Source organism: Roseibacillus persicicus, from assembly GCF_014651675.1.
In the GTDB taxonomy this organism is placed as follows: domain Bacteria; phylum Verrucomicrobiota; class Verrucomicrobiia; order Verrucomicrobiales; family Akkermansiaceae; genus Roseibacillus; species Roseibacillus persicicus.
On the sequence record NZ_BMXI01000002.1, the window covers coordinates 294,359 to 317,475 of the forward strand.

The 23,117-nt window shown below is 57.5% G+C and carries 13 protein-coding genes; 6 read left to right on the top strand and 7 right to left on the bottom strand.

The window, feature by feature from the left end; all coding sequences use genetic code 11:
* Positions 1 to 5: 5 nt before the first annotated feature.
* Both IE099_RS03465 and IE099_RS03470 read right to left on the bottom strand, forming a co-directional pair.
* Complete coding sequence (locus tag IE099_RS03465; protein WP_189567374.1) at positions 6 to 893, bottom strand: SDR family oxidoreductase; 888 nt, start codon at positions 891 to 893, stop codon at positions 6 to 8.
* 127 nt (positions 894 to 1,020) lie between these two features.
* A complete protein-coding gene (locus IE099_RS03470) occupies positions 1,021 to 1,947 on the bottom strand; it encodes a hypothetical protein (protein ID WP_189567376.1) in 927 nt (308 codons plus the stop codon).
* Positions 1,948 to 2,473: 526 nt separating this feature from the next.
* Between IE099_RS03470 and deoA the strand changes: the two genes are divergently transcribed.
* Both deoA and IE099_RS03480 read left to right on the top strand, forming a co-directional pair.
* Positions 2,474 to 3,787 carry a thymidine phosphorylase gene (gene deoA / locus IE099_RS03475; RefSeq protein ID WP_189567379.1) on the top strand — a complete coding sequence of 438 codons (1,314 nt, stop codon included), beginning with the start codon at positions 2,474 to 2,476 and terminating at the stop codon, positions 3,785 to 3,787.
* A gap of 235 nt (positions 3,788 to 4,022) precedes the next feature.
* A complete protein-coding gene (locus IE099_RS03480; protein WP_189567381.1) occupies positions 4,023 to 5,198 on the top strand; it encodes an aminopeptidase in 1,176 nt (391 codons plus the stop codon).
* 12 nt (positions 5,199 to 5,210) lie between these two features.
* Here IE099_RS03480 and IE099_RS03485 read toward each other — a convergent pair whose 3' ends face one another.
* Positions 5,211 to 10,703 carry a choice-of-anchor Q domain-containing protein gene (locus tag IE099_RS03485; protein WP_189567383.1) on the bottom strand — a complete coding sequence of 1,831 codons (5,493 nt, stop codon included), beginning with the start codon at positions 10,701 to 10,703 and terminating at the stop codon, positions 5,211 to 5,213.
* Positions 10,704 to 11,062: 359 nt separating this feature from the next.
* On the opposite strand from IE099_RS03485, the gene IE099_RS03490 reads away from it, so the two are divergent.
* Complete coding sequence (locus tag IE099_RS03490) at positions 11,063 to 11,779, top strand: hypothetical protein (protein WP_189567385.1); 717 nt, start codon at positions 11,063 to 11,065, stop codon at positions 11,777 to 11,779.
* A 271-nt stretch (positions 11,780 to 12,050) separates the two neighbouring features.
* On the opposite strand, the gene IE099_RS03495 is transcribed toward IE099_RS03490, so the two are convergent.
* The 4 genes from IE099_RS03495 to IE099_RS03510 form a co-directional block, all read right to left on the bottom strand.
* On the bottom strand, positions 12,051 to 12,908 hold the full coding sequence (locus tag IE099_RS03495; RefSeq protein WP_189567387.1) for a hypothetical protein: 858 nt from the start codon (positions 12,906 to 12,908) through the stop codon (positions 12,051 to 12,053).
* A gap of 81 nt (positions 12,909 to 12,989) precedes the next feature.
* Complete coding sequence (locus tag IE099_RS03500) at positions 12,990 to 13,661, bottom strand: PEP-CTERM sorting domain-containing protein (RefSeq protein WP_189567389.1); 672 nt, start codon at positions 13,659 to 13,661, stop codon at positions 12,990 to 12,992.
* A gap of 32 nt (positions 13,662 to 13,693) precedes the next feature.
* On the bottom strand, positions 13,694 to 16,306 hold the full coding sequence (locus IE099_RS03505; RefSeq protein ID WP_189567391.1) for a cytochrome c peroxidase: 2,613 nt from the start codon (positions 16,304 to 16,306) through the stop codon (positions 13,694 to 13,696).
* Positions 16,307 to 16,661: 355 nt separating this feature from the next.
* Entirely contained in the window at positions 16,662 to 17,078 is a 417-nt protein-coding gene (locus IE099_RS03510) for a hypothetical protein (protein WP_189567393.1), read from the bottom strand.
* Positions 17,079 to 17,406: 328 nt separating this feature from the next.
* Here IE099_RS03510 and IE099_RS03515 point away from each other — a divergent pair, with 328 nt between their 5' ends.
* The 3 genes from IE099_RS03515 to IE099_RS03525 are packed head-to-tail and all read left to right on the top strand — an operon-like array spanning position 17,407 to position 23,090.
* Positions 17,407 to 18,756, top strand: coding sequence for an efflux transporter outer membrane subunit (locus tag IE099_RS03515; protein WP_189567396.1), 1,350 nt, complete (start codon positions 17,407 to 17,409; stop codon positions 18,754 to 18,756).
* A 31-nt stretch (positions 18,757 to 18,787) separates the two neighbouring features.
* On the top strand, positions 18,788 to 19,999 hold the full coding sequence (locus IE099_RS03520; protein WP_189567399.1) for an efflux RND transporter periplasmic adaptor subunit: 1,212 nt from the start codon (positions 18,788 to 18,790) through the stop codon (positions 19,997 to 19,999).
* The gene (locus IE099_RS03525; protein WP_189567401.1) at positions 19,992 to 23,090 is read left to right on the top strand and encodes an efflux RND transporter permease subunit; all 3,099 of its coding nucleotides are present in this window, start codon (positions 19,992 to 19,994) and stop codon (positions 23,088 to 23,090) included. The genes IE099_RS03520 and IE099_RS03525 overlap by 8 nt, the downstream gene beginning before the upstream one ends.
* Positions 23,091 to 23,117: the final 27 nt, after the last annotated feature.

The window sequence follows — 23,117 nt, forward strand, 5'->3', positions numbered from 1 at the left end:
GCGATTTAGAATGTGGGGTGGGAATTGTTAGATTGAAGCTCTGTGACCCGTTGGCGCAGAACGTGGGTCCAGTCCGCCATCTCATGTCCCAGTGAGCTCAATTTGGCCGGAGTCATGGCGGTATGGACGGGGCGATTGGTCCGCAAGACCGGAATCTCCTCCATCCGGCGGGGGGTGACTGGAATGGGCCCCTCCGTTAGGCCCAGCTCGTGGACCGCAGCCGAGACCTCCACCGCATACCGGTGCCAACTCACTGGCTCGGCCGCCGTTTGGGTGAGGTGAAAGAGACCGTGCGACCGCGAGGCAATCAGGAAGTCGAGAGCCTTCGCCATTTCGGTCGCGGAAGTGGGCACGGAGTATTTGTCCGCGACCGCCTCCAGCGCGACTTTTTCCTGAATCTGCCGAAAGACCTTCTCCAAAAAGCCTTCTCCGGCGGAGCCAAAGACCCAGGAAACCCGCGCCACGATGGCCTCCGGATGGGCGGCAGTGACCTCCTGCTCGCCAGCCAGCTTGGTTCGTCCATAGAGGTTGTTCGGCTGGCAGGGCGAATCTTCGGCCTTCAATCCGGCCTCGCTGCCATCAAGCACGTAGTCGGTGGAGAAGTGGATGAAGGGCACCCCCTTTTCCCGGCAAATCCGGGCCATCGTGGCGGGGGCTTCCACATTCACTTTTTCCGCGAGCTCGGGCGCGCTTTCGCATCCTTCCGGGGTCGAGACCGCTGCTGGATTGACGAGCAGATCGAAGTCGCTCTCTTCCAGAAAGCGGGACAATTGGGCGGTGTCGGTAAGATCCACTACCGAACGGGGGCAAGCGGTGACCCGATGCAGGTCCTGCCAATAATCCGCCAAGTATCCTCCCACCTTACCAGTTGTTCCGGTCAGAAAAATCTTCATGGGAGAAGTCTTTAGCGAGAGGAGACACTCGCGGCCAGAACCGTTCTTCGCTCAAGTCGGAACAAAAAAATCCACCTTGGTATGAGCAACCAAGATGGATTTTTGGATTGCGGGAAAGGGGGAGCTGCTAGCGCTTGACTGCTCGGAAAAATCTCTTGGGGTCCTCGTTGAACACGATGGGAACGGTGATGGGCGAGCTGGCGTTGACCTCGAAGGTGTCCCACTGATTGAGGTCGGTCGAAACTTCGATGTCGATGACTCCGGAGCCCCCGGTCCAGCTCAGTTCCACGGAGTCTTCGGAGCTTTGCTCGATGGAAAGGATCAAGTCTTCGAGAGGTTCGTTGACCGAAATGACGGCCAAGTCGGCAAACTTGAGGACGGCTTGAGTCCCGTTTCCCCCGGGAGCGCTCACCGAATTCAATACTCCCAAGTTAACCAAACCATCAGAGTCGAAGTTAATATCAATGGTGGAGGAGTCTTCGGTAGCCTGGAAGGGGATCTCGATATCCAAGGCCTCTGATTCAGCTAAAAGAGATATGTCGACAAGGTCCAAAAGGTGAATGTTCACTCCTCCCACCCCATTGGTGTCAGTCACCGAACCAGCAATTGAGATTTGAGTGTTTGCAAGAAGGCCGGAAATGTCGATCAGGCTGTTGTCAGGGATGACCGTGCAGCGCAGGACATAGTTTCCTCCCTCCAGGAGATCGGTGTCCAAGGTGAGGTCGGATTCCCAATTGCTCATGAGGTCAATCTCAAGGATTCCTTCTATCAATGCGCTCAAGTCGACCCCCAGAGCGGTTCGGGCTTTCTGTTCCCGCCCGAAGATGAGGCTCGTTCCATCAGTTTGCGTAAAAGTCCTGATTTCCAGGCAAGCGAGGCCCAGATTGAATCCGGCAGCTCCCGCTACATGATGAGTCCAAGTAGCAGTCTCTTCCAGATTCGTAAAGGTCTTCGATACGATCTGATCACTGGAAGTCTGAAGAGCAGAAAGACTGGTTGTTACCGGATCGCATTCTTCAAACAGAGAAGAAAGAGGAACATGTGCGTTTACCATTGAGTTAGAGAGCACAACGAATGACATAACTTTTACTTGAACATGGAACTTCATAGTTCTTCATTTTTACTCCTGTTTTGATTTTCTGTAAATATATATTTTACAATGCTAAATTGTAAGTGTTTCCAGGAAGAAATGTTTAGGGTCTTCCTAGTTCCTGTAAATTTATGCAAGTGCTTAAACCCTCTTGGTTTTAGGGTTCTTTAATAAGAGTTATTTGCCGAGAGTATCAATAAATCATCAGTGAAGAAGTGCTCTCTCTGGATGGGTTTAATGAAAATTCCTCAAAAAGGAGATGGGAGAGAGCTCGCTCCTCGCCAAAAAGGGCTCGTTTCCGGTCGCTGTTTTCGTTTTTTTTGCGGGGAAAAGGGAATTTTTTCGAATTTCCAACACTTTTTTAAGGAAGAAAAACCAGAAAGATTGAGATTGTTGCCCCCGGGTTGCTTGTAAAGTTCCGTGACTGAAGAATTCAATTCTCGCCCAACAACTCTGGGCATTTCCTCAGGGAAGTTCTATGCTCCTTCCCATGTTACCGCAGGAAATCATTCGCAAGAAACGAGACGGCAAGGCGCTCAGCAAGGACGAGGTCCTCTTCTTCGCCTCGGGAATTGGCGACAATTCGATTTCCGAAGGGCAAATAGCGGCTTTTGCGATGGCGGTCTTTTTCAAAGGGATGAGCCTCGACGAGCGGGTGGCTCTCACCGAGGGGATGCGCGATTCGGGCTCGGTGCTGCGCTGGGAAGGGATGGATGGTCCCGTCATCGACAAGCATTCCACCGGCGGGGTGGGCGATAATGTCTCCCTGATGCTGGGGCCTCTCATCGCGGCCTGCGGGGGATTTGTGCCCATGATTTCGGGGCGCGGACTCGGGCACACTGGGGGCACCCTCGACAAGCTCGATAGCATTCCCGGCTACAACACCTCACCTGACGAGAAGGTGCTTCGCAAAGTGGTGGCCGACTGCGGGGTCGCCATCATCGGGCAGACCGGCGAGCTCGCTCCGGCAGACAAGCGCTTCTACGCCACCCGCGATGTCACTGCCACGGTGGAGTCCATCGACCTGATCACCGCCTCCATACTTTCCAAGAAACTCGCCGCCGGATTGCAGGCGCTCGTCATGGATGTGAAGACTGGCAACGGCGCCTTCATGGCGACTTACGAGGATTCGCATGCCCTCGCGGAAAGCATCGTCGGCGTGGCCAATGGCGCGGGGGTCAAGACCAGCGCCCTCATCACCGATATGAACGAGCCTCTCTGCAGCGCGGCGGGCAATGCCCTCGAGGTGCGCGATGCCATTTCGTATCTAACAGGCTCCAACAAGCGAAGCCGTCTCCACGAGGTGGTGATGGAGTTGTCGGCGGAACTGCTCGTGCTGGGAGGCCTGCATCAGGACAACGAATCGGCCCGCACTGCCTTGGAGGAGGCCCTGTCCTCGGGTCGCGCGGCCGAGGTTTTTGCCCAAATGGTTTCCGGCTTGGGCGGACCGACTGACCTTCTGGAGAAGGTCGACGACTATTTGCCCGCCGCTCCCATTGTGAAGGACGTGATCGCACCCTCCGCCGGCTATCTCGACGCCATCGATACCCGGGGACTCGGGCTGGCGGTGGTCGAGCTTGGAGGTGGCCGGCGTCGCGCGGAGGACTCCATCGATTACGCGGTGGGGCTCAGTGATTTTGCGGAGAGAGGCCAAGCGGTAGCCGCGGGCGACTTGCTCTGCCGGGTCCACGCCCAAAGCGAAGACACCGCCGAAGCCGCCATCCAGCAAGTCCTCGCCGCCATTCCAATGGCCGAGCAAAAGCCCAGCTTGAGCGACCCCGTGAGCGAGGTGCTCCGCAAATAGTTTTGTATATTGTTGAGTTTTTTCCCGATTTCGCTTGTCTTGAGGTCGTGAGGAAAAATCTCCAGCTAAATTCCTCCGTCCTGTCTTGGATGGGGGCTGGCACCCACGCAGTTTTTGCGGATTCAGAGGGTCGACCAGTCGGGGTCTTTGGTTCTGGGGGGAGGCTTTCTCACGAAACAGTCCGTCTCTTTTCTCAGGCCGTCTTTTCCTCTACCGAAAACGCAAATCTCTCAAAATGATCACCAATACACATCTTCAACGCTGGGCCGACGTTCTGGTTCGGCACGCGACTCAAGTTCAGCCCGGCGACGTGGTTCGGATTACTTCTGTTCCTGCTGCGGAGCCTCTGCTGGAGGCTGTCTATCGGAAGGTCTTGGAGGCGGGGGGATTGCCGGTGGTGAATTGCCGTCCGGAGTTTCTGGGCGAAGCTTTCTATGAGTTGGCCAGTGAGCAACAGTTGGATTGGGTCAATCCACTTGTTCAGGCAGAGACCGAGTTGGTGGATGCGACGATCAATCTGGGCGGCTCCACCAATCTGCGGGCGTTGGACAAGTTTGATCCGAAACGGATTCAACGGGCAGCGCGGGCGAACAAGGCGAGTCGCGAGCTCTTCTTTCAGCGGGCGGCAGTGGCGGATGACCCTGGTATCGACTCGGAACTGCGTCCATTGCTCTGGTCGACCACTCTTTTCCCCACCAACGCATATGCGCAGGATGCGGGGATGAGCCTGCGGGACTATTGCGAGTTTGTGGTGAAGGCCTGCCAGCTGAATCAAGAGGATCCGGTCGCCTTCTGGCAGCAATTGGATGCCTGGCAATCGGCGTTGGCGGAGTCTTTGATGAAAGGGAATCAGCTCCGTTTCCAGACTCCCGCCGGCACGGACCTCACGGTTGATGTCTCCGGGATGCGTTGGCTCTCTAGCCCAGGGAGAAAGAATTTTCCGGACGGCGAGGTCTACTCTGGGCCGAACCTTGCCGCCGAAAATGGCGGCGCGGAGGGGGTGGTCGTCTTTGACAAGCGCTGCGTCTATCAGGGGCACGCCGTTCGAAATGCCCGCATCGTGATGGAAAAGGGCCGGGCCACCGAGGTACAGGCGGAGGAGGGAGAGGAGTTCCTCATCTCCATGTTGGATCAGGACGAAGGCGCGCGCCGTATCGGTGAGGTCGCCTTTGGAACCAACCGGGCCATTGACCGGGCGACGGGTCAGATTCTCTTTGATGAGAAGATGGGCGGCTCTTTCCACCTTGCCTTTGGCGCGGGATATCCCGAGACCGGCAATACGAACAAGAGCACCTTGCACTGGGATCTCATCGCGGGTCTGGGTGAAGGATCACGGGTGACCCTGGATGGAAAGCCGTTCTGCATAGATGGCCGCTTTGTGGAGATGCCACCCGAGGTCGAGTGGCTTTAGGTGAGGTGTTTGTTAGGGCGAAACTCTAACAATGCGGAAGAAATTCTTGGGCTTGGTGACGGGGTCAATGGGGAGCGCGAAGGTCTCCGGTGAACCGTTGCCAGTTCTGACCTCAACCTCATCCCAGTCGTTGGACAAGAGGGTTTCGCTTTCTTCGACTCGATACAGGTAACCCGGAACCGTGGTCCACTGTAGCGAAGGACCGGCCACCATTTGGCAGGAGAAAAAGGAGTTGGCGTCGTCCGGATCGGTGAGCCAGGCAAACTCCTCGGCCAGGCTGCTGCCGTCACCGTCGCTATCGATGGTGGGATCGTCGTCGGAAGTGGGATTCAGGCCATGGTTGAGCTCCCACCACGCGGGGAGCCCGTCTTCATCCCCGAAGAGGCTTTCTGAATCGCTACCATAGGCAATTTCTCCTCCAAATTCGTGGGAGCCGGGCTCGATTCCGTTTTGCACTTGTCGGATGAAACCCCGGCCATCCCGCTCCGGCGGTTGGGCCACCCCAGCCCCAATATTGGTGATGAAATTGTCGAAACCTGTTAGAGGTAAGTAGGAGTAGGTGGGCCCATAGCCCCCATAATCTGCGAAAGGTCGGAACGCTGCCGAAGAAACCCCCACCGCATCTGTGGCGGTGGCAAAGCCTACGCTGGACTGACTGAAGAGGTTGAAGGCCGAAGTGATATCTGTCCCGAAGGAGACCGCGGGTCGTGCGATGTCGTAGAAGTGACACCCGTAGAGATAGAGGGAAGAGCTGGAGATTAAGTCGATGACTCCTCCGCTGGGGCTGGAGCATTCTCCGAAGGTGCAGAAGGAGATCCGGGAGTTTCCTCCCTCGATTTTAATTGCGGAGGCTTGGGCAGAAGCTGAGAGCTGGGCAAAGGTGCAGTTCTCCAGCATCATGTCGCCTCCAATCGAGATCGCGCCCCCGAAGTCAAAGCCCGCGTTGCCTGAAAAGGTGCAGCTGGAGGCGACCAGGTTGGCAGCGGGAAGATGGAGCGAGCCCCCATTGCCGGATTCGGCGAACGAATCACGGAAGTGGATCCCGTGGCAGGCTATGGTGATGTCCGGGCTCGTGGTATACGCTCTCCCCACCAAGTCGATGCCCGAGGGCAGGTCCGTGGCGTCCATGGTGAGAGTCTTGGAAAGGGCGAGATTGTCCAGCGTGATCGAGGCATTGTTCAGCGAGGTGTCGAAGAGGATTGTTCCTCCGGGGGCCAGGTCGCGAATTGCTTCCCGCAGGGAGAGGTTGGGGCCTGCCGGGCTGTCGTTCTCGTCAGCAGTCGTATTTACGACCAGGATGTTGTTAGGGATGTCGGTTGCTCCTGTCGTGGTCGCGAAGATTGGGCTCGCGGCGAGAGGTGGTGATTCCAGAACGCCATCACGGTCATAGTCGAAGAGAGGGGCCAGGCGTGCGCTGTAGTAGGTTTTGTCTTCGCTGTTTTGTAAGAAGGAGTCTCCGAGGTCAGAGAGGTTATCACCTTCGGAAAAGAGGATTCCATTTGGGTTGTTAAAGGCCGAGGACCCATGATTAGCGGCGAAGAGAGTGGACTTGATGGACGTGTGGGCGAGCGAACCCGCGTTCGCCGGATTGCTGCCATTGCGATACCAGGTGCAGTGGCGCATGCGGGTGAACCCAGTATTTTCCAGCATTCCTTCAAGAGACTCGTTTTCGGCGATCGTGCAGTGGTCGAGAAACAAGCGGGCGGCGGTTGAGGCTTGGACAAAGATTCGGGTGCTGAGGTCCGAGCTGGTATTGCGGGTGAACGAAGAGTTCTCCACACTCATGTCGGCAGAGACTTTCGTGAGAAAAAGAGCGGCATCACTGTCGAAGTTGAGTTCGTCCGCGCGGACCCGGGTGGCGAGGGCCTGGCTCGTGCCAGTAGCGCTGAGGTAGCCCAAGGCTGCGGTTTCAAATTCGCAATCGTGGAGGTGGAGATTGCTATTCTCAGAGAGAGAAAAAGCGATTCTATCGCGCGGGGGTTGGAGGGCGGTGGAGTTCAGATGGAGGTAGCTCTCTGCGCTCAGGCTGACCTGGTTAAGCGCGTTTGAGATAAAGATAAGGGTGAGATCCTTGCCGGCGAGATTGAGATCAAGAGAGTGCGGACCAGCGAGTGAGATTTCCGAGTTGATCTTGATTTCACTAATCGTGGGATCGACCGAGATGCTGACTGGATCGAAGTCGCCTCGGGCGAGACATTCCCGCAGCGAATCGCCATCGCCCAATCCCAGACCTCCATCGTTTTCGTCCTTGTGGGTTGTAACCATGAGGGGAATACCTGCTTCCACGGCCCCGACGTCAGGGAGAACAGAATTGTTGGAATCGCCATCGATGTATCGGATGGTTCCCCGTCCATCGGTGATGCCTGCGGTGCTTGGCAAGGCACTGTCAATCGCCGGGGAACCGGGCTGCAAGGTGTAGTGTCGGGTGCCATTGCGTCCCAGTGCCAAGGGACCGAGCAAAGGATCGGTGTCGACTTGATCAGAACCCAAGGTCCCGCTCTGCGAAGAGTCGAACAAATTGCCTCCGCCCGAGTTGATTCCTGATAAATTGGTGGTTACCAGGTTGTTCGAAAATATGGAGTTGGAGATTGAGAAGAAATTCGTCGGGTAGCTTGAAGTCGAAGCGGTCAGCAGGCTTGTGTTGGCAGGTCCGCCAAGCGTGTTGCCTGCGATCGTTAAATGGTCGAAGAGGATGAACCACGGAACGCTGTAGCTTTGGCCGTCAATCTCGAAGAGGGAAGGCTGGAGATAGTTCTGAAAGGCGGTTGTGGTCAGAACATTGTTGGCAAAGGTGCAGTTGCGAATTCTCGAGATGATGGGCTGGTCGCGTGAGAAGGTGGTGAATCGGATGAGGGCGCCACGTCCTGATGAATTCGACGCGATCTTTTGTTCGATAAAGGATGAGCGCGAGATGAGAGCAGGGCTACCGATGTCGACAAGCACGTGGTCTCTGGCAGGCTCATTAAGGCTGAAATGTGTGTCGCGAATCGTATGGGCGAGGCCGTCGAGAGAGAGACCCTTTTCAGATGAATTTTCCCTGAACTCGCAGTGGGACAGGGAGAGCCTCGAGTTGGCGAGGCACTGGATGGCCGAGTTGTTGGAATTGGGGTGATTGCGCACTTCGCAGCGATGGAGGCTGAGGGAACTGGGGTTGGATGGCGCGGATGGGTTGGTGACGCTGAGGAAAGCATTGTTGTAGCCCCCCGCATCGAAGTCGATGCCATGCAGGGCAACTTCGGAGGTAGAAAAGGAGAGGCGAAGTTCGGAGAACGTGGTGGGCTGCAGGGCTTCGATGAAAATCATGCTTCCCGTGGGGATATCCGGTACTGAACTGAACTCGATGCGAGGGGTATTGCTAATACGGATGGTGCCCCCTCGCGCGACGCTATTGATGGCGGTTTGAAGTCCCTCCTCATCGGTATCATCGAGCAAGATGGTGGGCGCAAGCTCCACCGCTCCAATATCATCGTAGTCCAAGCCCGGGAGGCCGGAGTTCGTTGTGGGGTCACCGTCCTGGAAGCTGGCGATACCCCGGGCATCCAGGGGGGAGGCCGCCCCGCCTTGAATCGCGGCGTCGATGAGCGGCGAACCGAGCAAGGGCATGCAGGTGCGCACAAAGCCCCCGTAGTAGCCAAGGTCCGTGAGAAGAGGGTTGGCGTTCTGATAGTCAGTTCCCAGGGTGAAGCCCATGTCGCTGCCCGACTCCAGATTATCGCCATAGCTCACCGTGCCGCCCGAACCCAATGCGATAAAGTTGTTGGGATGGCCTTCGGCAGTATTGTGAGCCACACAGACCCCTTGAAAGGCAGGATCTGCCTCTCTGACCGCAAGGGCTCCTCCCCCGGCACCGCATCCGTTCTGATAGAAAGTGCAGTGGGCAAAGTTGAAAGAGGCTGTAAATCCGTCGGCATTGATTGAGTCTTCGTAGACTGCACCTCCATTGCTGATGGCCAGGTTTTGAAAAAAGGTGCAGCGGGAGAACTGCAACTGGGCTGGGGGAGAGGAAGTCGACGAGCTGTTTTCGGCCGCGATCGCACCGCCATTTACAGCGGTATTGGCGTCGAAGGTGCAGGCATATAGTTCGCACTCCACCCCGGCGTTGGCCACGATGGCGCCGCCGTTGCTTCCCACCGCTTCATTCTCGGCAAAGTCACAGGACGAGAGCTGAACTTCAGCTTCGCGAAGGGAGAGCGCACCGCCTACCGAGCTGCTGGAGCGATTAAGCCAAAGTTTGCATCTTTGCATTGTTAGCTTGGCGTCTGTTCTAGCAGCGATTGCTCCCCCGGCGGCGCGTGCCAGATTGCTCATGAAGTCGCATTGATGGAAGTGAGCCTCGCTTTCGGCCCCTTTGATGAAGAGGGCACCCCCTTCGTTGTTGGAAAAATTTTGGCTGTAATCGCAGTTGTTAGCGACAAGCGAGGAGTCGCCTTCGACATAAGTTGAACCTGCGGCACCGGCCGCAAATAGATTTTGACTGGCCCCGTGGGAGAAGCGAAGATCGCAGAGTGAGAGATGGCTTCCGTTCTGTATCAAGAGATGCCTGACCTCGCCGCCGCCGTAAAAGCAAGGCCGAGCAGCGATAGTCGACCCGTCGATTGCGAGGTTGCGATTGCTGAGGGTGATGCGGGATCCTTGTCCACCGCCAGAGGACGAGAGGTCAATCAGGGGGGCGACACTGGTGGAGAAGTCGAACTCGATGCGCCCACCATTGGGCGTATCGCGAAGAGCTTCGCGGAGCGAGGTATTGGCCCCGGGGGGATTGTCGAACTCGTCGACGATGGTGTCCACTGTGGTGACGGGGGGGCGGATGAGGTAGGCGCTGTAGGGCGGGATGCTGTTGGGGGTGTCACAGGCAATATTCAGCCCGATAGTGGCGTCGGCATTTTGGATGCCAGTTGTGGAGCCAGAGCCGGCCTCGGGGTTTCCTTTTTCAAACTGAAGAAGAATGTCAAAGTTGTCGAAGAGAAGGGCCTGGAAGGAGAAGCGGGTGCTACTGCCAGTGGCGTGATGCATGTTTTGCCAAGTGATGACGTGGACCCCGCAGGAGTGCAGGGGATGGGGTGAACTTGGGAAATATTCGTAGAGAACTTTTCCGGTTGAGGTGTCGAGTTCCAGATTGTCATTGAGCACGTAGATGCGATTGCCGCCTCCAACTGATGGAGTGGCGGGCAGGGGACAGTCGTTGGTCTCATCGTTACCCGACTCGGTCAAAAGGTCGGTGATGTAGCCGTTGCGTGAGATGCGCAAGGTCTTGGTTTGTGCGCCATAGATCCCACCCCATGGGACAGTCAGGTCGACGTTTCCGGCCGTGGCGGTGTTGTTCTCCAGCACCAGGCTTGCCTTGGGGGTGTGCTTGATGAGCTCGTAGACGGGGCCTTCTTCTTCGTCAGAGTTGATCCAAGTGTAGCCGTAGCCATCCGGACCTCCGCTGGCTGCCGGAAGGGATTGGCAGCAGAGAAGGAACCAGAGGAACAAAGTAAAAAAAGAGTGCTGATTGGGATTCATGGCATTGCGGGTTAACGGATTGGGCGACTTTCTTGTGGGGCTGGTTTCTAAAAATGGGTTGTTGTCCAAGGCTCACGATGATTTGTGGGACAAATAACAAAAAAAGTTTCGATTTTCGATTCTCCGAACAAGCAGATCTCCGTCCACTCTACAATTCCAAAGCCCAGAGGTTCTGAGATAAACCGAGATTCCGAAGCGCGGGGTAGCCTGTTCGAGCTCGCCTATCTCATCCCGTCGACAGGCTTTGAATTGGCTTCGGAGTCTTTTGTTTAGCTTGATTAAATATTAGAAATCGCTAACATAGGAGCGGTTTTTCTAGGTATCTCGTTTTGATACCAATCCCCATTCGACAACGCTCCATGAAAACATTCTTCTACTCATCAATCGTCGCTTCCGGACTAGTCCTTCAGGGTCAAGCGGTTTCACTTTTGACTATTAGTGACTTCGATTACGATTTTGATAACAACGGAGGCCAGACCTATCCATTGAGTCAGGATTTCAAGGGCGTGGGGGACGTGACCTTCACCTTTTTGCCCGGCAATCCATCAGGCAATGAGAATGGGAACTACATCGCCGACTTTAGCGATGTGTCGGCTCATCCCCCTCTGCTTCGCGACGAAATCCGCTTTTTTGAGTTTACTCCCCATGCTTTGGAAGTGGCCTTTGCCATGGATTTCGCGATTCCGCTCGAGGCAGGCGATCTTCTTCTCTTCTTGGATTTTGATTTGATTGAAGAAGGGGTTTCCATCAAGGCCTTTGACCCCGCGGGCAATCCGATTACGGACCTTTCGACCTGGGCCTTCAATGAGTATCCGGGCAAGACCGGGGTGATGGACAATAGCCACCAATGGGACGCTGGGACCGCCCGGATCTCCACTGATGCTGCAATTGCCGGGAATGTGGAGCTGCCGCTGGCGACTTTGACGGTCGATCAACCAGTGGGGCGTCTGGAATACACGATGAGCTATGCGACCGGGGGGGGAACCAGCTTTCAAGTGGCAACGATTGTCCCGGAACCCAGCAGTGTGTCGCTCTTGGCTTGTCTTGGTCTATCTCTTTTCCGGAGAAAGCGTTAGGAGCAGAGTGAAGGTCGAAATTTTTCGATAGAAAAGGGGCAAAGGCGACCAAGCCTTTGCCCCTTTTATTGGATTGTCCCGGAAATTTTTCGGCCGTTCGGCTGTCGGTTTTGACAAAATTTAGCATTTACCGTTCCAACTGCTTTAGGCTTGGGAAAAAATGGTTCCCAAGCCTGCATTGAACGAGCGTTCAGCTGCCGGTTGGGATGCTGGGAAGACCTCTCGGCCTCTCGGTCGAACGGGAAGCGCGATGAGCAACAGCTCTGTTGAATCAGAAGCGCCAGGTCAGAAGGGACTGCACCGAGAGGTCGGCTGAATCCGGGGTCAGTCCGGTTGCGGTGCCGAGGGTGATGGAAAAGGAGTCGTTGGGGTAGAAAGTGGAGGTGAGATAGAGGAGGTGTTCACCATTGCTGTCGAAGTCCCCGGTGGCCTCGAGTCCTGCGGAGAAGAGCTCGTTGAAGCGGTGGCGATAGGCGAGCGCGTAACCAAAGGCGGGGTCGCCATCCTCGGGAAACACCGCGATTAAGTTGCTCGCGATCTTGTCGCGCTCTCCCAGCTCCAGCTCCGCGATCAGCCGGAGAAAGCCATGGCTCTCCCCGTGCCGGTGGATGCCATCATGCGAGTGGCCATCTTCATCATGAGAGTGGTTGAGGCGTTCCTCGTTGGCGAGGAGGCAGGCTTGATAAAGAGCGGGAATGCCGATGAGGCTCGAGCAATCTTGTAGGGCCAAGTCGCCTCCGTGGGAATGGTTGCTACTTGTCCCTCTGGTCGGGATTTCCCAGCCTAACGCGAATCCCAGTGACAGCGACGAGTGCTCGCCCCACTCCAGTTTGGCTCCATTCCATTGTAAGGTTGGAGTGATAGATTCGCTGGCCCATTGTCCGCTTCCCTCGTCGCCGATGCGGTACGAGGCGCCGGCCGTGAACCCGCCGGGCAGCCCCAGGGTGAAGCCCTGCAGGAGAGAGATTTCTTCTTCGCTACCTTGCTTGCTGTAGTCGAATCCACTCGTGCTGAAAAGCTGCCAAGGGTGCGGAGTCGCCGTGTCCAGAGTGACGAGAAAATCTTGTCCGTGATGACCGAATACAACGGTCGCGGAGGCAATGAAAAAGAGTGGAGCAGTGGTTTTCATAGAGCGATAGAAAAAGAAGGATGGAGAGAAAGCAGGGGGAAGGATGAGGTGTGCCTCCTTCCCCCTGATGAATGCCAATGACTATCTTCGGCGGCGAAGCAAGCCGATGGAGCTAATCGCGATGAGCACAAGGCTGCTGGGCTCGGGGATAGCCGCTGCGCTGATGGTGGCACTGTAGTCCGTGGGGAGAGCGGTTAGGCCAACCTGCGAAGCGGTGTTGCCACCCATTGCAAAGGTGTAGCTTCCCGCGGTCAGCGTGAAGGATTGGCTAGCACTGGATTCGGTCGTGTTGTCGACGTGTCCAACGTATTCCAACACAATGGCGTCGGGATGAATCTGGGTATCTGCGATGTTGTTAAAGATGTGACGGTCCTCATTGACCGCATCTCCATCATTCAAATCAGAGATGTCGGAGATTCCCCGATACAAGGTGAAGGAGGGAAAGAGGCTTTCCGCGTTGGCGCTATTGGGCCCATCCGTCACCCGGTTCAGTTCGAAGGTAATCAGCGCGTCGGTGGTCAGAGTGAGCTCGAACCAATCCGCAGTGTGCCGCCAACCCACGTTGCTGCCCAAGTCGGTATCATGCCAAGCCCATGAGCTGAAGTCGCCGGAGAAGCTGGTGCTGTCACCGGCAGCCATCGTGGCGTTCCAGAAGTTGGAGTGAGCACCGGCTGCTGCGCCGGGGTTGGTGGTGACGACCGCAGCTTGAGAAGCGACCGCCGATGTGAGAAGGATGATTGTTTTTAGTTTCATTGTCGTGTTCGTATTTTCGTTTTTTTGAATTCCTACCAATTGCGTTGCAGGCGGAAGAAAGCGTTTTCGTCATCAGGTCCCGGCACCGTAGTCAATGTGTCCGATTGGGTTGCGGGTGCGGTGTGGGGCGACCAGAGAGAGAGGTTGTTGCTCTTCTGGAGGTGCCACCCTGAAAATTCACGAGACCAGGCGAGCTCTCGATCCGTGTCGATGGTGAGCTCGGGGAGCGCTTCCTCCCGGTCGGCTATCTGGTTGTTGTTTCGGTCGGTGGAAAAGCGGCTTGCGCTTCCCAAGGGGACTCCTGTCGCGATGAGAACGTCACCACTTTGCATCTCCTCATAGAGCTCCGAAAAGGTCTGTGGGATGACGCTGTTGGAATCGGACTCATACTTTTCGGACTGCGGATTGAAGCGGAAACTCCGCCGCTCACCTTGGAAGGTCCCCCTGAGAACGAGGTCTGAACTGGCAAAGTCACCGAGGGTTTGATTTTGCAAAGTGATGAGTTCTTGGAGCTCTTCCACACGGAACCCCGCATCCTTGCGAAAGGTGACTTGGGCACCGACGGAGGGAGCGGTTCCGGTGTCGAAGGAAAGCAGGAAGGCTGTGAGGTCGAGCTTCTCTTGGTCCCTCACTGCCTGCGGTCTCGAGGGCTCGTCGAGTATGTGCAATGAGTAAGGGTGTACGATGGGAAAGTCCTTTGCGCTGCCGCTGCCGTCGGAGAGCATCCCAAATCCGGTGATGCTGGTCTCCCCGCTGGCCGTGTTGAAGAATTGGCGCTGGTAAAGGGTGCGGAGCGGAGGGTCTTTGAGCGCTTGGAAGGAGCTCACCGTGCTCGGGAGATCGAGATTGTTGCTGGTGCCGGAGGGGAGGCTGTGACACTCGATGCAGTGGTTGTCAAACTTGGCGAAGACTGCCACGCCAGCCAGAGGGTCACCCCCATTGATCTCGTCCGGAGGGCTGCGGTCGAGGTTGAGATTGGGGTTGGGATGGTGATTGAGAGTGAGGAGGTAGTTGGCCACTTTATCCATGTCTTGACTAGCCAAGCGACTTCCTCCCATCAGGTTGGGGAAGGTGGAGTTGAAGGACTGGATGGAGGCCTTGTCTCCGCGCCAGTGAAGTTTGGTCTGATCTCGCAATCCTATTAGGGTTTGCGTGGTCATCGGACCTTTCATGGGATGGAGGGAATGGTTTACGGCGGTGTCGTAAAGGTGCACCGAGCGGAGAAAGCCGGTGACAGTGAGCATCGAGCCGGTCGGGTCTCCCAGATCCCACGCCATGCCGTCGCGCTCCAGGTCCAAGTGACAAGTGGCGCACGAGACCGAGCCATTTCCGGACAAGCGGGCGTCTTGCAAAAATGCACGACCCATCTTGAGGTCGGGGTCGAGATCGGGAAAAGAAGCGAGGTCTACTTCGCCCACGACAAGGTGGCTTGTCGTATTAATGATGCTGAGAGTGTGGGAGAGCTTGTTGTAGCTGTAGAGAAAGGGAGCGCTGGGATGGAGCGCCAGACCGCGTGGTCCGCGAACTGTCTGACCGTCGCGAGGAGCTGCCGGTGCGTCGAGGGCCCGCAGATCAATGCGCTGGAGAATGGTCGCGGTATCGGTATCCACCAGAGCCAGACGGTCGGAACCATAGGCTGCCAGCCAGACTTGATCGTCTTCCGCGGCGAGGAGTGCCATGGGTTGGGCTAGCGCACTGGCGGCAGAGCTGCTCTCGATGAGAGGGAAAGTGAGGTCGGGGTCGTCATTGAGATCGAGTTGGCTGACTCCACTGGAACTGATGTTCGCCAGCCGGCTTCTCGCGAAGCGGGACCGGAGCTCGGGCTCGAAGGAAATCAGGTTGCGGGCTTCGGAATTGGCGGCTGCCAGCGAGCCGTTTTCCAGTGTGGTGAGTGCGAGAATGTTGGTGCCGATTCCACCCTGATAGACAACCGAATCGGTCGCTACCGCGATGGTTGCGATATCGTGATCGAGCACCGTGTAGTCGATGGCCGGATCGTCGATTGAAACAATCTGGGCCACTTGCGGCGGAGCGGGAAGAGCAGGGTTGGCGTATTCCGGAACGGTCTGGGCCGGTGCTTCGGTACGAGGCAGAATGGTGGTGCCGTTGCTGGTGTGCTGGAAGCCGACATGAATCTGTGTGCCATCGGCGGACGGGGTGATGGCGCGGGGAAGGAGTCCTTCCAGAGCGAGGGTGTTGGTTTTTTCCCGCGTGACGACATTGAAGACTTCCACCGAGTTGTCTCGTGAACAAGTGACGTAGGCTTTCCCTTGCGAGAATGCGACATCGGCCGGTTCATCCCCAGTGTGAATGGTGGCAATGGTGTTATTGTTAGAAAGGGAAACGATGGAAATGGTATCGGAGAGCTCGTTCACGACCCATGCCTCGTCGTCATTCAAGAGCCGCACGCTGACCGGCACCAGTCCCACTGGAATCTCGGAAATGAGGAGGGGCTGGACATGTTCGGCGGGGCCAACCGCGAACACTGATAGACGACCCTCTGCGGGATTGACCGCCAGAAGCCGGGAACCATCCGAAGTGATCGTCAGGGGGTGAACGGGCCGGGGCTCGAAGGTGCTGTCGGCGCGGGCCAGCGAGAGACCGAGTGCGCAGAGAAGTAGGGTGGTTTTGAATAAAGTGGGCATGACTAGTTAAAGGAGTTTCCCCAGTAGAGCCCAGAGGGCCCTCTCCTGAGGAGAAGTTGAAGAGAGAGAAGGAACCGTGGTGGATCCTTGGGCGCAGGGAACCATTGAGGATGGTTTCAAGAATCCGGGCCACTGAGCGCGGACTGCCTGATGCTTTGGTTTCCGGATGCCGAATTCGCGCAATCGCTACGACGCTTCAAAAGCAATTGTTAGAGGTCTTGCCCGCCAAGGACGAAGGCGTCAGAACTCGTGAATAACCGGCTCCATTGAAGAGCGCATGGCGGTCGCAAAAATCCAGACCCGAGGGGGCCTTGGGATTGGGCTCAAGACAGATCTGTTGCCAGAAACCAACCGGTTAAGCCTGGGGAGGTGGCGAAGGAATGGAGGCGGTGAACTCGCACGCTGCGAGGAGTCGCTCTCCGGCCGAAGGGCTTGACTGACTGCTGAGAGCCCGACCGCTTTCGGTCCTGATCTTGGCCAAGGGATAAAGGTCCAGACGAAGCTGTTCCTGTTGCTTGGGATTATTGGGTGCAGCCGGTTGTTCGGACTCTTCTTCCTTTGCTTCCGCGATGGCACAGCAGAGGGAGCAGGGGTGGTCGCCATCGAAGGTCATCTCGACTGCTTCGGCGATCGTGTTCTCCTGCGAGTAGTCAAAAAGCATGCTCGTCCAAGCTGCAATTTGCAGCAGATTCATCGGCCCCACCGCAACGTGGAGGCAGCCGAGTAAAAGAAAGATGGAGCGGAGCGCCTTCAGGACGCCGGAAGAAAACAAGCGGAATCATCAAAAGTCAAGAGTGGTGGCGCTCAATTCTCGCGCGACGTCCCGTGAGCTGGCGGGAACCGGACGGTGAGAGTGACTCGGCCGGAAAAAAGAACCTCAGTTCGTTTTGTCGGAAGGACTTGAGACCCAGGTGAATTTTTAGCGCTCGTTTGTGATCCTTTGGATACGAGATTGGGATTTTACTCTTTCGACTTTATCTTGGGAAGATTCCGTTGTGGGGTTCGTAAAACTCCACGGGGTGTCGGTGTTGAAGAATACTTCAGGACCTGAATTTTTGCGTAGATTTGTGAGGGACTCAATAAAGACAAATATCAAGTTGGTGTTACTGCTGGTGACTTCCGCCGGACTGCTGTCCTGTCAGTTAGAGCGGGGGGAGCGACCGCGTGCTGACCTTTCGCTGCCCGGGCAGTTTTCGGGAAGTGGCACTCAGGCCGTGGGGGATCAGTGGTGGCGGGCCTTTGGCGATGGGGACTTGAACACGCTGGAGAGTCGCGCGCTGGCGGGGAATTTTTCTTTGGAGTCGGCCGCCCAGCGCTTGCGGCAGGCCGAGGCGGTGTTGCGTCAGACGAAGTCGGAGCTGGGGGCGAAGGTGGATGGCGAGCTGTCTGGCTCGGTCCTCGATGTCAGTGAGGGGTCCATTGGCGGGTCGTATGGCTTGGGCCTGGGGGCTTCCTATGAGGTGGACTTGTGGGGACGGATTCGCACGCGGGTGTCGGCGGAAAAGCTGCGCACGCAGGCCAGTGGCGAAGACTACCGCGCGGCGGCGATTTCGCTTTCGGCGGAGGTGGCCACCACTTGGATGCAGCTATTGGAGGCGCGCGCGCAGCAGGAGCTTTTGCAGGAGCAAATTGGCACGAACGAGAAAGTGGTGCAGTCCTTGGAAGGCCGCTTTGTCGAGGGGCAAGGTCGGGGAGTTGATATCTTGCGCCAGCGCCAGTTGGTGGAGGCTACACGCGAGCGACTGACGGTGGCGGAGCTGCAGAGCGAGATCCTGGAGCATCAATTGCAGGTGCTGTTAGGTCGCGCGCCGGGCACTGGCGGGTTGCCGACCGGAGGGAGTTTGCCCAGCCTGCCCGCGAGCCTGCGAACAGGTCTGCCGGTCCAGCTGTTAGAGCGTCGTCCCGATGTGCGGGCGGCCTTTGCCCGCATCCGTGCGGCAGATGCCGAGGTGGCGGCGGCGATGGCGGACCGGTATCCAAGCCTTTCCCTCGGGGCCTCGATTGGCACCTCAGAGGGAAACAGTGCTTCCGACCTCTTTTCGAATTGGACCACCCAGCTGAGTGCGAATCTGATCGGGCCCATCGTGGATGCCGGCCTGCGCCAGGCTGAGGTCGACCGCAACGAGGCCGTTCTCCGCGAGGCCATTGCGGACTATCGTCAACTGGTGGTGGAGGCCATCGGAGAAGTGGAAAATGCTTTGGCGCGGGAGCGCAAGCAGTTGGAGCGCATCCGGCAATTGGAGCGGCAGCTCAGTCTGGCCGAGCGAAGCTCCCACCAATTGCAAAGGGAATTTATCAATGGGGTCACCGAGTATCTGGACGTGCTCACCGCGCTGGATGACGAGCAGGAGTTGCGCCGCACCTTGCTCTCGGCACGGCGCGAGCTGCTGGAATATCGCATCGCGCTCTATCGATCGTTGGCCGGGGGATTTACCTTGGGAAAGGCTTGAAGGAATCATCTAACAGAATAAGGGGAATACAATGTCAGAGGAAGTAAGTGAAAAGCCACCCATGACGGGGAAGTGGTGGTTGACGGTTTTGGGTTGCCTGGGTTTGGTCGTGGGTGGCTGGCTCCTGATGAAGTGGATCGACTCCACCGAGCCCACTGCCGAACGAAGCCAAGCAGCTAAAAAGACCGCCATGCTGGTGCAGGTGATCACGGCGGAGGCAGGTGACTACCAGCCCCGCATCGAGGCCTTGGGGGAGGTGCAGGCCGCGCGCGAGGTTTCGCTGGGGGCACGGGTCAGTGGCGAGATCATCGCCCGTTCACAAGCCTTTACCGAAGGGGGCATTGTTCCGGAGGGAGAGGTGCTGGTACGCATTGACCCGGTGGACTACGAGAAGATTCTCGCCCAGCGCAGAAGCGAGTATCTGCAAGCCCAGGCGGAGATTGATATCGAGGCGGGACGGCAGAACGTGGCCCAGCTCGATTTGGAATTGTTAGAAGACACTTTGGAGGTCAAGGACAAGGCCCTCGTCTTGCGCGAACCCCAATTGAAGTCGGCCCAAGCGGCTTTGGAATTGGCGGGAGTGGCTGTTGAACAAGCGCGGCTGGACCTGCAACGCACGGAGGTTCGCGCGCCCTTCGCCGCCCAAGTGATGTCGCGGGAAGTGGATGTGGGCGCCCAGCTTTCGGCCGGAACCCGCATCGGACGTTTGGTGGGATTGGAGGAATACTGGGTGGTGGCCACCGTCCCACAATCGGCGCTGCGCTGGATGCGTTTCAAGACCGGCGAGGAGGCCATGTTGGCGGAGGTGCGGGATGCGGCCGCTTGGGGCGAGGATGTTTTGCGAATGGGGAAAGTGGAGCGTCTGTTAGGTGAGCTCGACGAAGAAACCCGCTTGGCCCGGGTGGTGATTGTGGTGGAGGATCCACTGGGACGGAACAGCGAGGAAGCGGTCCCGAACCTGATTCTGGGCTCGCTGTTAGATGTCGTGATTCTGGGCGAGACGATTCAAGATGTGGTGCGTCTGCCGCGCGAGTATTTGCGAAAGAACGACACCGTGTGGGTCAATGCCGATGGCAAGTTGAACATCCGGGAGGTCACGGTCACCTTTAGCGACAAGTCTTTTGCCTATCTCTCCGAAGGTTTGGAAGCGGGGGAACAAGTGGTGACCACCAGTCTGGCGTCCGTGACCGAGGGCGCGGCCCTGCGAACCGAGGGCGTAAGCGAAGGAGGAGGCGATGAATAGCGAAAGCAATGGAAAGGGATTGATCGCGTGGTGGGCCCGCAACTCCATCGCGTCCAATCTGCTCATGATGATTCTGCTGGTGGGCGGAGTCTACACCGCGCTGAAGATTCAGAAGGAGGTCTACCCCGACTTCGCCATCGACATTGTGGAGGTCGAGGTCGGCTACCCCGGTGCGGCCCCCAGCGAGGTGGAGCAGGGGATTTTGCTGCCGGTGGAAGAAACCGTGCGCGGCGTGGAAGGCATCAAAGAGATGAACTCCGAGGCTCGCGAGGGCAGTGGGGTGGTGAGGATCGAGCTCATTGCCGGGGCCGACCGGATGAAGGCCTTTCAAGATATCGACCAGGCGGTCTCGCGAATCCGGACCTTCCCCGATGATGCCGAGCAACCGGAAGTGCGCCTCCAGGATCGCACCCGCGGGGTGATGAACGTGGTGCTCTTTGGCGAAGCCGATGTCTTTAGTCTACGAGTGCTGGCCGAGCGCTTGCGCGATCAGTTGCTCAGTGAGGAATCCATCACTCAAGTTGAACTCCACCGCGCGCCCAATTACGTGACTCACGTGGAGATTCCGCGCGCCAGGCTGCGGGAGTATGGGCTCACCCTCGACCAAGTCGCGGCCTTGATTCGGGCCTCCAGTGAGGATGTCGCCGCGGGCACGGTCGAGACTCGGGCGGGCGAAATTCTTTTGCGCATGCGCGAGCGCAAAGAGGTGGCGAGGGAGTTTGCCGAGATCGAGATTGTGGCGGCTGCCAGTGGGGCGACCGTGACCCTGGGGGACTTGGCCACCATTACCGATGGCTTTGAGGAGGGCGAGTTTCCCTCCCAGTTCAATCAGGGCCCTTCGGTGGAGCTCAATGTCTTTCGCGTCGGAGACCAGTCACCGCTGGATATCGCTAGTGCGGTGGAGCGGGTGATGGCGGACTTCGAGACCGGCCTGCCGCCGGGCATCCATTGGCGGATCGATAGCAATAGCGCGGAGGACTTCGCCGACCGGATGAGCCTGTTGTTAGAAAATGGCGTGCTGGCAATCGTCATCGTGATGGGCATTCTGGCGCTCTTTCTCGAGATTCGCCTGGCCTTCTGGGTGATGATGGGGATGACCGCCTCCTTCATCGGCGGCATCATGCTGCTGCCCTTGGTGGGAGTGAGCGTGAGCATGGTCTCCATGTTTGCCTTCCTGATCGTCTTGGGAATCGTGGTCGATGACGCCATCGTGGTGGGGGAGAATATTTATGAAAAGCGCCAATCGGTGCGCGACCCCCTCAAGTCGGCGACCTTGGGCGCGACCGAGATTTCCAAGCCGGTGGTCTTCAGTATTCTCACCACCATTATTGCCTTCATCCCCTTGTTATTTATTCCGGGGGAAACGGGAAAATTTTGGAAGCCTCTGCCCTTGGTGGTGATCGTGGTGCTGTTGGTTTCCCTTGTGGAGGCTCTCTTTATCCTGCCCTCCCACCTCGCCCACGTCCCGCGCAAGACCACTCGGCGGGGACCGGCTCTTTGGCTGCACAACTTCCAACAAGCCTTTGCCAAATGCTTCGATTGGTTTGTCCACCACATCTATCGACGCTTCCTGGATGCCGCGTTGCGCTATCGGTATCTCACCATTGTGGCGTCGGTGATGATGTTTCTAGTGGTGGGCAAATACGCGACCAGCGCGCACATGGGGATGATTCTCATGCCCGAGGTTTCCGCTGACGAGATCGAGGCCGGGGTGCGTCTGCCCGTCGGAACCACTCCCGAGCAGGCCGCCAAGGTGGCCAACGAAGTCACCGCCGCGACCCGCCGCATGTTCGACGAGCATGGACTGGAAGAAGCGTCCGAGGGCATCAAGACCAACGTGCGCCGGGGCACCTTCGTCGATGTGGAAATCGTGATGAAGCCACCCGACGAGCGCGAGATGACGTCGCAGGATGTCATTCGCATCTGGCGCGATGAACTCGAAGACATCGCGGGTGTGCACCAGATCACTTTCCAAGCGGAAAGCGGTCCCTCCGGTCCACGTCCGGACATCACGGTGAGCCTCAGTCACAATGAGACCGACGTGCTGGAGGCTGCCAGTCAGGTCCTTTTGGCGAAGGTCGAGGAGTTCGACTACACGCGGGACGTGAACGACGATTTTAACAAAGGAAAAAGCCAGCTCGACTTCGAGATTCTCCCCGAAGGTCGGGCCTTGGGTCTGACCGCCACCGACGTCGGACGTCAGGTGCGGGCCTCTTTTTATGGAGCCTTGGGGCTGCGTTATTTGCGCGGAACCAATGAAGTCGAGGTGCGGGTGAAGTTGCCGCAGGAGGAGCGCATGGACCTTCACAATCTGGAAGACCTCGTCATCCAGACCCCCTCCGGAACCGAGGTGCCGCTGATGGAAGTGGTGCGGGTGAAATCCGGGGAAGCCTTTACCCGCATCCTGCGCCGGGATGGTCGCCGGGTGGTGAATGTGTCCATGGATGTCGAGCCCAAGCGGGCCATCACCCAGGTCATCACCGCCCTGAATACCGACGTGCTGCCCCAACTGCGCGCCGATTACCCCGGCATCACCTGGACCTTCGAAGGGAGCGAGGCGGATATGCGCGAGTCGACCTCCGCGCTGTGGAGCGGCTTCACCATCGCCATCCTCCTCATCTACGCCCTCCTAGCGGTGGCTTTCGGGAGCTACATCCAACCGCTCATCGTTCTTTCCGCCATTCCCTTTGGGCTGGTGGGAGCGATTGCGGGACACATTCTGTTAGGTTTCGACCTCTCGCTGATCAGTCTGATGGGCGTTATTGCTCTCAGCGGGGTGGTGGTCAACGACTCCATCATTATGATCGACTACGCCAACCAGCTGCGGAAGGAGAAGTCGGTCTTCGCGGCGATTCGGGAGGCGGGACTGCGCCGTTTCCGGCCCATCTTCCTGACCACGCTCACGACCTTTGGCGGGCTGACCCCCATTATTCTGGAGCGTTCCTTGCAGGCGCAGTATCTGATTCCCATGGCGATTTCCCTGGGGTTTGGAATCATCTTTGCCACCGCCATCATCCTCGTGCTCGTGCCTTGCCTCTATCTTTCCACGGAGGAGCTCAAGGAGCGATTTGGGAAAGGAAAGAAGGCCTGAGCGAGTATAGATTCCATTGAGCCTATT

What these genes read in the sequence shown, in the direction of transcription:
- IE099_RS03500 (WP_189567389.1), bottom strand. Translation starts at nt 13,661, where the DNA reads ATGAAACTAAAAACAATCATCCTTCTCACATCGGCGGTCGCTTCTCAA.
- IE099_RS03485 (WP_189567383.1), bottom strand. Translation starts at nt 10,703, where the DNA reads ATGAATCCCAATCAGCACTCTTTTTTTACTTTGTTCCTCTGGTTCCTT.
- IE099_RS03525 (WP_189567401.1), top strand. Translation starts at nt 19,992, where the DNA reads ATGAATAGCGAAAGCAATGGAAAGGGATTGATCGCGTGGTGGGCCCGC.
- IE099_RS03495 (WP_189567387.1), bottom strand. Translation starts at nt 12,908, where the DNA reads ATGAAAACCACTGCTCCACTCTTTTTCATTGCCTCCGCGACCGTTGTA.
- IE099_RS03470 (WP_189567376.1), bottom strand. Translation starts at nt 1,947, where the DNA reads ATGGTAAACGCACATGTTCCTCTTTCTTCTCTGTTTGAAGAATGCGAT.
- IE099_RS03520 (WP_189567399.1), top strand. Translation starts at nt 18,788, where the DNA reads ATGTCAGAGGAAGTAAGTGAAAAGCCACCCATGACGGGGAAGTGGTGG.
- IE099_RS03505 (WP_189567391.1), bottom strand. Translation starts at nt 16,306, where the DNA reads ATGCCCACTTTATTCAAAACCACCCTACTTCTCTGCGCACTCGGTCTC.
- deoA (WP_189567379.1), top strand. Translation starts at nt 2,474, where the DNA reads ATGTTACCGCAGGAAATCATTCGCAAGAAACGAGACGGCAAGGCGCTC.
- IE099_RS03480 (WP_189567381.1), top strand. Translation starts at nt 4,023, where the DNA reads ATGATCACCAATACACATCTTCAACGCTGGGCCGACGTTCTGGTTCGG.
- IE099_RS03465 (WP_189567374.1), bottom strand. Translation starts at nt 893, where the DNA reads ATGAAGATTTTTCTGACCGGAACAACTGGTAAGGTGGGAGGATACTTG.
- IE099_RS03490 (WP_189567385.1), top strand. Translation starts at nt 11,063, where the DNA reads ATGAAAACATTCTTCTACTCATCAATCGTCGCTTCCGGACTAGTCCTT.